Raw genomic sequence first — 10,231 nt, forward strand, 5'->3', positions numbered from 1 at the left:
ATCCGCACGCACACCCGGGGCCGACAGCGGCATGGATTCTGCTGACTTCTTGGAGACATCTTGACCACCATTCAGCGCGGCCGCGCGCGGGTGACGGGCGCCTTACTGGCCGCTCTGGTCGCCGGAGCCGGCGCTCTCGGCACCGCATCCGCGGCGAACGCGGCGGAGGAGATCCCCGCCGAGTCGCTCATCACCCAGACCGCCCCCGCGGACATCGAGCCGCGCATCGTCGGCGGCGAGCCCGCCGACCAGGGCGAATACCCGTTCATCAGCTACCTGACCATCGAGCAGCAGGACGGGACGTACTCCTGCGGAGGTTCGCTGTACGCACCCGACATGGTCCTGACAGCGGCACACTGCGTTCAGGGCACCGGGCCGAACACCAGCATCACCGCGCACTTCGGCTCGGTCGAGCTGGGCAGCCCGGAGATGACCACGTACCAGTCGGAGCACGTCTACTCGGGCAACGTCTCGGGCATCCCGACCGACTGGGCACTGGTCAAGCTGCAGAGCGAGGTGGAGGGCATCGATCCGCTGCCGATCGCCACGACCACCGAGTACGACCAGGGTGAGTTCACCATCATCGGATGGGGCGACACCGAGGAGGGCGCCGGCGAGGGCAGCGAGGTGCTGCGCGAGGCCACCGTCCCGTTCGTCAGTGACGAGGACTGCACCGCCGCGTACGGCGACGGTGTCGTGCCCGAGCAGGAGATCTGCGCGGGATTCCTCGAGGAGGGCGGGGTCGACTCCTGCCAGGGTGACTCCGGTGGCCCGATGTTCCGTGAGGACGAGAACGGCCAGTACGTCCAGGTCGGCATCGTCAGCCACGGCCAGGGCTGCGCCCGGCCCGGCTTCCCGGGTATCTACACCCAGGTGAGCGCGTTCGCCGGGGACATCATGGCCGTCGCGAACGGCGAGAACACGCCGGCGCAGGTCGAGGACGTCGCCGTGGAGACCACGATCGACACGCCGGTGGAGATCTCGCTCACCGCCGACGACGCCGACGGCGACGACATCCGGTTCAAGGTGGGCCAGCCCGAGACGGGCCAGTTGACCAGCGACGACGAGACGCTGAGCACGCTCACGTACACGCCGGAGCCCGGGTTCGAGGGCGAGGTCAGCTTCCCGTACGCGGCCAACGACGGCCTCACCGACTCCACGACGGCCACCGTCACGGTGACGGTCAGCGGTCAGGCGCAGCCGACCGAGGAGCCGACACCGACGCCGACCGAGGAGCCCACGGAGGAGCCCACGCCAACGCCGACCGAGGACCCCACCTCCGAGCCGACCGAGGACCCCACCCCCACGGCGGAGCCGACGGCCGAGCCCACCGCTGAGCCGACCGAGGAGCCCACGGCCGAGCCCACGGAGGACCCCGAGGGCAACCTGCCCGACACCGGCGCGGGGGCCGGCACCGGCCTCGCGCTCGCGGCGCTGCTGGCCATCGGTGGCACCGCTCTGGCCGTCGTGGGACGGCGACGCACCACCAACGCGTAACCGTCGATCCCGGTCATCTCCGGGAACGAACTGATCATGCCGCCGGCGCCGCACACACGCGGCGCCGGCGGCAACGTCACTGCCTGCGGCAGCGATGAGACAGCGCCTCGCCACATCACCCGCGACGTGTAGTGTCGAACCGTATGTGCGGTCTATCCGGCGAGTACACCTTCGGCAACCGCCCCGCCGACCTCGCAGCGGTCGGTCAGATGTGCGCGGCGATGATCCCGCGCGGGCCCGACGACTCCGGCGCATACGCACACGGCCCGCTGGCGTTCGGGCACCAGCGGCTGTCCATCATCGACCTCTCGCCGCACGGGCACCAGCCGATGGTCGACGCCGAGCTCGGCCTCGCCCTCGTGTTCAACGGCTGCATCTACAACTACAAGGAGCTGCGCGAACAGCTCGCCGGGTACGGCTACCGGTTCTTCTCCACCTCCGACACCGAGGTCATCGCCAAGGCCTACCACCACTGGGGTGAGAGCTTCGTCGACCACCTGTCCGGCATGTTCGCGGTGGCCGTTCACGAGCGCGACAGCGGCCGGCTGGTGCTCGCCCGCGACCGGCTCGGCATCAAGCCGCTGTACCTCGACGAGACCCGTGACCGGCTGCGCTTCGCGAGCACCCTGCCGGCGCTCGTGCGAGCCGGCCGCACCGACGGCTCGCTCGACACCACGATCGACCCGGTGGCGTTGCACCACTACCTGTCCTGGCACGCGGTCGTGCCGGCGCCGTACACCATCCTGCGCGGCGTGCGGAAGCTGCCGCCGGCGACCATCCGGGTCATCGAACCCGACGGACGCAGCCGCGAGCGCGTCTACTGGGACCCGGCGTTCGTGCGCGACCCGGACAAGGCCGGCTGGAGCGAGCGTGACTGGCAGGACGCCACATTGGAATCACTCCGCGTCGCTGTCAGGAGAAGGCTCGTCGCGGACGTCCCCGTCGGCGTTCTCCTGTCCGGCGGGCTCGACTCCAGCCTCGTCGTCGGCCTGCTCGCCGAAGAGGGCCAGCACGGCCTGAACACGTTCAGCATCGGCTTCGAGACCGTCGGCGGTGAGGAGGGCGACGAGTTCAAGTACTCCGACGTCGTCGCCCGCGAGTTCGGCACCGAGCACCACCAGGTCCGCGTCGGCCAGGACCTCATGCTGCCGGCGTTGGAGGACACCATCGGCGCCATGAGCGAACCGATGGTCAGTCACGACGCCGTCGGGTTCTTCCTGCTCAGCAATGAGGTCAGCAAGCACGTCAAGGTCGTGCAGTCCGGCCAGGGCGCCGACGAGGTCTTCGCCGGCTACCACTGGTACCCGCCACTGCAGGGTGCGGCGCGCGGCGACGCCGTCGACACCTACGCCGCGGCGTTCTTCGACCGCGACCACGACGGCATGGTCCAGGTCGTCTCGCCCGAGTACCTCACCGGCACCGCGGTCAGCCACGAGTTCGTCTCGTCGCACATGAAGCGTCCCGGCGCCGAGACCGCGGTCGACGCCGCCCTGCGGCTGGACACCCAGATCATGCTCACCGACGACCCGGTCAAGCGTGTGGACAACATGACCATGGCCTGGGGTCTCGAGGCACGGGTCCCGTTCCTCGACCACGACCTCGTCGAGCTCGCCGCGCAGTGCCCGCCGGAGCTGAAACTCGCCCAGGAGGGCAAGGGCGTGCTGAAGGAGGCCGGCCGGCGGGTCGTCCCGAACGAGGTCATCGACCGCCCGAAGGGCTACTTCCCGGTGCCGGCCCTGAAGTACCTGCGCGGGCGCTACCTCGAGATGGTCACCGACGCGCTGCACTCCACGGCGGCGCGCGAGCGCGGGCTGTTCCGGTCCGAGTACGTCGACCGACTGCTCGCCGACCCGAACGCGGAGCTCACTCCGCTGCGGGGCAACCGGCTGTGGCAGCTCGGACTGCTCGAGATGTGGCTACAGACCCACCTGTCCGGGGAGGGCGGCATCCGGTGACCGAGGGCGAACGTCACGACGGGCACGGCGACGACGACGGCGTCCGATCCCAGTCACGTCGCCTCTCCGACCAGCGACGCAAGGTCCAGCCGGAACAGCGCCAGTCGCTGTGGACCCGGCCGTGGGAGGAGACCCCGGAGCACCTGGTCCGCGACATGCGTCGCGACGTCGTCGTCGACTGCGGTTGGGGACGGCTGGTGTTCGCGCAGACCTTCGACGAGCCGACCGACATCATCAGCCTGCTCGGCGCCGAGGAGGAGGGCCGGCGGGACATCGCGATGTACGTCGCCGACTCGCACGTGCTGATCTCGCAGGCACCGGACGAGCTGTTCATCGACCCGTCGCTGACCTACCGGCTCGAGCTGCACCGGTACCGGCCGCGGCGCAACCTGGTCCCCGGCGTGTTCGTCCGGGCGATGAACGAGCTGGCCGACGCCGACGAGATCAACCGCATCTACACCGCGCAGGGCATGGTCACCGCCGACCCCGAGCTGATGTGGTCCAACCAGCGCACGCGCACGTTCACGTATCTGGTGGCCCAGGACGAGCACACCGGGCAGATCATCGGCACGGTCACCGGCATCGACCACGTCTTCGCCTTCGACGACCCGGACAACGGCGCCAGTCTCTGGAGTCTCGCCGTCGACCCGCAGTCGACGGTGCCCGGTGTCGGCGAGGCGCTGGTGCGGGTGCTCGCCGAGCGCTACATCGGCCGCACCCGCAACCACCTGGACCTGTCGGTGATCCACGACAACGACCCGGCGATCCGGCTGTACAAGAAGCTCGGCTTCCGGCGGGTGCCGGTGTTCTCCGTCAAGCGCAAGAATCCGATCAACGAGCCGTTGTTCGCCGCCGAGCCGGAGGCGGAGTTCTCCGAGCTCAACCCGTACGCACGCATCATCGCCGACGAGGCGCGCCGCCGCGGGATCGCGGTCGAGACCACCGATGTCGAGAGCGACGAGATGCGCCTGACCCACGGCGGGCGGCGCATCGTCACCCGCGAGTCCCTGTCCGAGCTCACCACGGCCGTGGCGATGAGCCGCTGCGACGACAAGCTCGCCACGCGCCGGATCTTCGAACGGGCCGGGCTGAGCGTGGCCCGCGGCCGGCTGGCCGGCGACACCGACGCCGACCGGGCGTTCCTGGCCGAGGTGGGCGAGGTCGTCGTCAAACCGGCCCGGGGTGAGCAGGGCCGCGGCATCACGGTCGGGGTCACCGAGCCGGACGCGCTGGCCCGCGCCGTGGAGCACGCGCACACGTTCTGCCCGCAGGTGCTGCTCGAGGAGTGCGTCAGCGGCGAGGACCTGCGGATCATCGTCATCGGTCACGAGGTGATCGCGGCCGCGGTGCGGCGCCCGGCGATGGTCTACGGAACCGGCCGGCACACCGTCGCACAGCTCATCGAGACACACAGCCGGCGCCGTTCGGCCGCCACCGGCGGCGAGTCGCGGATCCCGCTCGACGACACCACCGAGGAGACGGTCCGCCTGTCCGGTTACACCCTCGACAGCGTGCTCGCGGAGGGCGAGGCGCTGCGGGTGCGGCGCACGGCCAACCTGCACACCGGCGGGACGATCCACGACGTGACCGCCATCCTGCATCCGAGTCTGGCCGAGGCCGCGACATCCGCCAGCGAGGCCATCGACATCCCGGTCACCGGGCTCGACATGATCGTCACCGCGCCCGACCAGCCGCACTACGTCCTCGTCGAGGCGAACGAACGTCCCGGGCTGGCCAACCACGAGCCGCAGCCGACCGCCGCGGCGTTCATCGACCTGCTGTTCCCGGCGACCCGCGCGACACCGCGAGCCTGGACACCCGCTCCCCCGAGCTCGTCCGCCTGACCACGTCACGACCGGGTGTAGGTCAGGAACACGACGCCGCTGTCGAACGTCCTGCTGCGTTCCAGCCGGAACCGCATGGCGTCGAACCCGCCGGCGAACAACGGCACCCCCGACCCGGTGACGACCGGATTCACCTTGACGATCAGCTCGTCGATCTCCGTCCGCAGGCTCCACGCAAGCCTGCCGCCCCCGCACAGCCAGATCCCGTCGCCGTCCTCGCGCTTCAGCCGCCGGACGGTCTCGACGGCGTCGTCACGCACCAGCTCGACCGTCGGGTCCGGGCTCTCGGCCATGCTGGTGGAGAACAGGTAGTGCCGCAGGTGCGGATACGCGTTGGTGATGCCCGCCTGCAGCCCGATCTCGTAGCTGTGCCGGCCCTCGAGCAACGTGTCGAACCTGACGTTGTCGGGAGCGATGCCGAGCGCCGTACGGACATGGCCCGGGATGATCTCCGGGTACTCCGCGGAGATCGCCGCCATGTGGTCCCCCTCGACGCCGAACAGGCTGTCGGTCGGGTCCGTCCCGCTGGACTCCGCGATGAACCCGTCGATCGTCGCCGCCACGAAGTACGTGAGTGTGCGCATGCCGTCGCCTCCCGCTGCCGCCGCTACCATCCGACCCACTATGCACGTGCCTGACCACCGGCGACGGCAGGGGTGGCGGATGACCGCGGGACAGGGCGGACGGCGGGTCGGGCACGTGTCACTCACACCGGTTGCCGTGCGAAGCTTGGCGTATGAAGTTCCTGCCGATCGACGAGGAGTATCTGCGCGAGGTCCTGCTCGAGCTGCTCCGCACGCCCAGCCCGTCCGGGCGCACCGATGCCGTCATGCAGATCATCGGTGACCATCTCGACGCTCTGGGCGTGCCGATCCGGCTCACCCGCCGCGGTGTCCTGCGCGCGACGCTCACCGGCGAGGTCGACGACACCAGCCGGGCCGTCGCCGTGCACGCGGACACCATCGGCTGCATGGTCAAACGGCTGAAGGACAACGGCCGTCTCGAGGTCGTCCCGATCGGCACCCACAGCGCCCGGTTCGCCGAGGGCGCGCACGTCACCGTCTTCACCGACGACCTCACCCAGATCCACACCGGCACCGTGCTGCCGCTGATGTCCAGCGGGCACAACTTCGGCGACGCCGTGGACACCCAGGGTGTCGGCTGGCACCAGGTCGAGATCCGGCTGGACGAGCCGGTCGAGAACCGCGCCGACCTGATCGCTCTCGGCCTGCACGTCGGCGACATGGTCGCGCTCGACGCCGCGCCCCAGCTCGCGCAGAACGGATACCTGAAGTCGCGTCACCTCGACGACAAGGCCGGCGTCGCCGCGTGCCTGGCGGCCGTCAAGGCGCTCGTCGAGGACGACGCCCCGCTGCCGGTCACCGCGCACCTGCTGGTCACCATCGGCGAAGAGGTCGGCATGGGCGCCACCCACGGACTCGACGAGAACGTCGCCGAACTCGTGGCCGTCGACAACGCCGTGGTGAGCGAGGGACAGGAGTCGCGGGAGGACACCGTCAACATCGGCATGCTCGACTCCACCGGGCCGTTCGACTACCACCTGACGCGGCGGCTCATCGGGCTGTGCGACAAGGTCGGGCTTCCTTACCGGCGCGACGTGTACCGCTTCTACCGCTCCGACGCCGCGCCGGCCATCGAGTCCGGCCTCGAGTGCCGCACCGCGCTGATCGGCTTCGGCGTCGAGTCGAGCCACGGGCACGAGCGCACGCACCTCGACGGCGTCCGCCGTACCGCCGAACTGCTCACCACGTACCTGCGCAGCTCGCTGACCTTCAGCGACTGGGACGACCAGCCCACCGGGGCGCTCGAGGACTTCCCGAGCCACAGCGTCCAGCCGGCCGAGCCCGAGCCCGAGCACTACCCCGGCCGGCACTGAGCGTTCTCGTGCGTCAGCCGCTGCGGGTGGCCGCCGCCCAGCCGCCGGTCGCCGCCCACGACGTCGCCACGAACGCCCGGGTGCACGCGGACGTCGTGCGGGCCGCCGGTGCCCGGTTGGTGGTGTTCCCCGAGCTGTCGCTGACCGGTTACGAGCTGGACGCCGACCCGGTGCCGGCCGGCGATCACCGGCTCGAGCCGCTGGTCCGGGCATGCGCGGAGACCGGCGCCGTCGCGCTGGCCGGGGCGCCTGTGCCCGGTGGCGGTGACCGTGAGAACCCGAGTATCGCCGTGCTCGCCGTCGACGCTGCGGGGGCAACCGTGGTGTACCGCAAGATGTGGCTGGGCGGGCCGGAACCCGACCGGTTCGCCCCGGGGACGGAACCGGCGGTGTTCGACGTCGACGGCTGGCGGCTCGGTCTTGCGGTCTGCAAGGACACAGGGGTCGCTCGGCACGCTGCCGACACGGTCGCGCTCGGTGTCGACGGCTACGTCGCCGGTGTCCTCGAGTCCGCCGACGACGCGGCCGTGCCGGCCGAACGTGCCTGCCGCGTCACCGGCGAGCACGGCGTGTGGGTCGTCGTCGCCAGTTTCGCCGGGTCGACCGGCGGAGGCTACGCCGAGGCGGCCGGAGGGTCCGGCATCTGGGCGCCGGACGGCTCGGTGCTCGACCGGGCGGGCCCGGAACCGGGCGCAGTCGTCACCGCGGTGCTCGGCCGAGAGCCCGCGGCCTGACCGTCACCTGAGCCAACACGGTCAGTCGGACTCGTCGCGGCCGGCGGTGTCGCCCTGCCGTTTCGCCTTGACACTCGACGCGTAGACGTCGACGTACTCCTGCCCGGACAGTTCCATCAGCGCGTACATGATCTCGTCGGTGACCGAGCGCAGCACGTGCCGGTCGGACTCCATGCCCTCGTAGCGGCTGAAGTCCAGTGGCGCACCGAACCGGATGCCTGGGCGCATGACCTTGGGGATCACCCGCCCGGCCGGCTGCATCTCCGCGGTGCCGATCATCGCCACCGGGATCACCGGGGCCTGCGACTTCAGCGCAAGCCGCGCGACGCCGGTCTTGCCGCGGTAGAGCCGCCCGTCCGGCGACCGTGTCCCCTCCGGGTAGATCGCGAACAGCTCGCCCTGGTCGAGCACCGCCAGCCCGGCGTTCAGCGCAGCCTCGCCGGCACGGCCGCCGGAGCGATCGACCGGCACCTGGCCGGTGCCGCCGACGAAGCGCCGCTTGAACCAGCCCTTGACCCCCCGCTGGGTGAAATAGTCGCTCTTCGCGAGGAAACTCACCTTGCGTTCCAGCATCACCGGCAGGAAGAACGAGTCGATGACGGTCAGGTGGTTGCCCGCGAGAATGGCCGCCCCCTCGTCCGGAACGTTCTCGACCCCCTCGACCCACGGCCGGTACACCAGCCGCAGGATCGGGCCCAAGATCACGCTCTTCATCAGCCAATAGAGCACGTCGGCACCATACAGCGAAACGCCGGACGGTACCGCCCGCGCATCCGGCACGTCCCTCGGCCCACGTCGCGGAACACTCGTGCGACCATGCTTGTTCGGTCGGGTACCGGTGCGGACGCACCGGCGTGAACACGGAGGTACGCGATGCCGTCGGAGGGTGAACCGGACCCCGCTGTGCAGCCGTTCCGGCATGCCGGCGGACGTGTCGGCGTGCTGATGTGCCACGGGTTCACCGGGTCCCCGGCGTCGTTGCGCCCGTGGGCGGAGCACCTCGCCGAGCGTGGCTACTCCGTCGAGTTGCCGCGCCTGCCCGGGCACGGCACCGTGTGGCAGGACCTGAACCGCACCGCCTGGCCGGACTGGTACCGCTGCGTCGAGCGCAGCCTGCTCGACCTCGCCGAGCGCTGTGACGCGGTGGTCGTCGCGGGCCTGTCGATGGGCGGGTGCCTGGCGCTGCGGCTGGCTCAGGAGCACGGCCCACTCGTGCAGGGACTGGTCCTGGTCAACCCGGCGGTGGCCAGCGGCGACCCGCGGCTACGCGCGCTGCCGCTGCTGCGGCTGGTCAAGCCCTCGGTCGCCGCCATCGGCAACGACATCGCCCGGCCGGGGCAGGACGAGCACGCCTACGACCGCACACCGCTGCCGGCGTTGTATTCGCAGACCCGGTTGTGGAGACTGGTGCTACGAGATCTCGCCGCGATCACCCAGCCGCTGCTGCTCTACCGCAGCACGAACGACCACGTCGTCGACGCAACGGGGGCTCCGCAGATCCTCGCAGGTGTCTCGTCCACGGACGTGACCGAGACCGAGCTGCACCACAGCTACCACGTCGCCACACTCGACCACGATGCCTCCGCCATCTTCGACGGTGCGACGGCCTTCATCGAGCGAATCACGGAGGGGAGTCGGGTCCGAGCACATGAGTCATGACGACGACAAGACCTGGGCCGAACTGGTCGACACGTTCCACGCCTCGCCGTCGTCCGGAGACGGCCAGGGCCGGTGGCCGGCCGCGGAGGATCTCGACGCGGACGAGCCCGACGACGACCGTGACGACGGCTACGGCGACGCGTCGGTCACGTTGGGCACGCTGACCACCGGCGACCGTCCGCCGGACAGACCCGCCAGGCGCGACGACGCGACCACCGAGCCCGGCTCCGGCCCCGGCACCGTCGACGAGCAACCCGACCACTTCGTGCCGCCGACGCCGGCGCCCATCCCCCGCGGCGACCGCGTCTCACAGCTCGCCTGGGCCGGTGTCATCTCCGGACCCGCGGGACTGATCCTGGTCAGCGCGGTGTCGTGGACCCCTCCCGACGAGGTGGTGCTGGCCGCGGTCGTGGCGTTCATCGCCGGGTTCGCGACCCTGATCGCCCGCATGCGCGGGCACCACCCCGACGACCCCGACAACGGCGCCGTCCTCTGACGTGAATGACCACGTTCACCATGGAATTCCATGCGTCACCACCCGTACAGGCCTGGCGGTGTCCATCGGTGTAAGCAACGGTCATGCTGCTGCCGGGTTGGCGAGCAGTTCGTCCAGCGCTTGGGCTGGGGTTTTCAGGTCGAGTGTAG

The 10,231-nt window shown here is 70.6% G+C and carries 9 protein-coding genes; 7 read left to right on the plus strand and 2 right to left on the minus strand.

Going from position 1 to position 10,231, the window contains the following annotated elements; all coding sequences use genetic code 11:
• Positions 1 to 60: 60 nt before the first annotated feature.
• The 3 genes from CLV30_RS26790 (at position 61) to ngg (ending at position 5,296) form a co-directional block, all read left to right on the plus strand.
• The gene (locus CLV30_RS26790) at positions 61 to 1,497 is read left to right on the plus strand and encodes a trypsin-like serine protease (RefSeq protein WP_165358566.1); all 1,437 of its coding nucleotides are present in this window, start codon (positions 61 to 63) and stop codon (positions 1,495 to 1,497) included.
• A gap of 143 nt (positions 1,498 to 1,640) precedes the next feature.
• Positions 1,641 to 3,452, plus strand: a complete 1,812-nt coding sequence (locus tag CLV30_RS24430) for an N-acetylglutaminylglutamine amidotransferase (protein WP_106539865.1) — start codon at positions 1,641 to 1,643, stop codon at positions 3,450 to 3,452.
• Entirely contained in the window at positions 3,449 to 5,296 is a 1,848-nt protein-coding gene (gene ngg, locus CLV30_RS24435; protein WP_240723266.1) for an N-acetylglutaminylglutamine synthetase, read from the plus strand. The genes CLV30_RS24430 and ngg overlap by 4 nt, the downstream gene beginning before the upstream one ends.
• A 5-nt stretch (positions 5,297 to 5,301) precedes the next feature.
• On the opposite strand, the gene CLV30_RS24440 is transcribed toward ngg, so the two are convergent.
• On the minus strand, positions 5,302 to 5,880 hold the full coding sequence (locus CLV30_RS24440; protein ID WP_106539866.1) for a dihydrofolate reductase family protein: 579 nt from the start codon (positions 5,878 to 5,880) through the stop codon (positions 5,302 to 5,304).
• Between the two features lie 152 nt (positions 5,881 to 6,032).
• Between CLV30_RS24440 and CLV30_RS24445 the strand changes: the two genes are divergently transcribed.
• Both CLV30_RS24445 and CLV30_RS24450 read left to right on the plus strand, forming a co-directional pair.
• Positions 6,033 to 7,193: an osmoprotectant NAGGN system M42 family peptidase gene (locus CLV30_RS24445; protein ID WP_106539867.1), complete on the plus strand. Its 1,161-nt coding sequence runs from the start codon at positions 6,033 to 6,035 to the stop codon at positions 7,191 to 7,193.
• Positions 7,194 to 7,201: 8 nt separating this feature from the next.
• Positions 7,202 to 7,927 (plus strand): carbon-nitrogen hydrolase family protein, encoded by a 726-nt coding sequence (locus tag CLV30_RS24450; RefSeq protein ID WP_106539868.1) that lies wholly within the window; start codon positions 7,202 to 7,204, stop codon positions 7,925 to 7,927.
• A 21-nt stretch (positions 7,928 to 7,948) separates the two neighbouring features.
• Here the strand turns inward: CLV30_RS24450 and CLV30_RS24455 are convergent, their stop codons facing one another.
• On the minus strand, positions 7,949 to 8,656 hold the full coding sequence (locus CLV30_RS24455) for a lysophospholipid acyltransferase family protein (protein WP_106539875.1): 708 nt from the start codon (positions 8,654 to 8,656) through the stop codon (positions 7,949 to 7,951).
• A 144-nt stretch (positions 8,657 to 8,800) separates the two neighbouring features.
• On the opposite strand from CLV30_RS24455, the gene CLV30_RS24460 reads away from it, so the two are divergent.
• Complete coding sequence (locus CLV30_RS24460) at positions 8,801 to 9,586, plus strand: alpha/beta hydrolase (protein WP_106539869.1); 786 nt, start codon at positions 8,801 to 8,803, stop codon at positions 9,584 to 9,586.
• A complete protein-coding gene (locus CLV30_RS24465; RefSeq protein ID WP_106539870.1) occupies positions 9,576 to 10,082 on the plus strand; it encodes a hypothetical protein in 507 nt (168 codons plus the stop codon). Before CLV30_RS24460 ends, CLV30_RS24465 begins: the two co-directional genes overlap by 11 nt.
• The last annotated feature ends 149 nt before the right edge of the window (positions 10,083 to 10,231 follow it).

It is taken from the genome of Haloactinopolyspora alba (assembly GCF_003014555.1).
GTDB lineage: Bacteria > Actinomycetota > Actinomycetes > Jiangellales > Jiangellaceae > Haloactinopolyspora > Haloactinopolyspora alba.

What these genes read in the sequence shown, in the direction of transcription:
- CLV30_RS24430 (WP_106539865.1), top strand. Translation starts at nt 1,641, where the DNA reads ATGTGCGGTCTATCCGGCGAGTACACCTTCGGCAACCGCCCCGCCGAC.
- CLV30_RS24440 (WP_106539866.1), bottom strand. Translation starts at nt 5,880, where the DNA reads ATGCGCACACTCACGTACTTCGTGGCGGCGACGATCGACGGGTTCATC.
- CLV30_RS24445 (WP_106539867.1), top strand. Translation starts at nt 6,033, where the DNA reads ATGAAGTTCCTGCCGATCGACGAGGAGTATCTGCGCGAGGTCCTGCTC.
- CLV30_RS24460 (WP_106539869.1), top strand. Translation starts at nt 8,801, where the DNA reads ATGCCGTCGGAGGGTGAACCGGACCCCGCTGTGCAGCCGTTCCGGCAT.
- CLV30_RS24465 (WP_106539870.1), top strand. Translation starts at nt 9,576, where the DNA reads ATGAGTCATGACGACGACAAGACCTGGGCCGAACTGGTCGACACGTTC.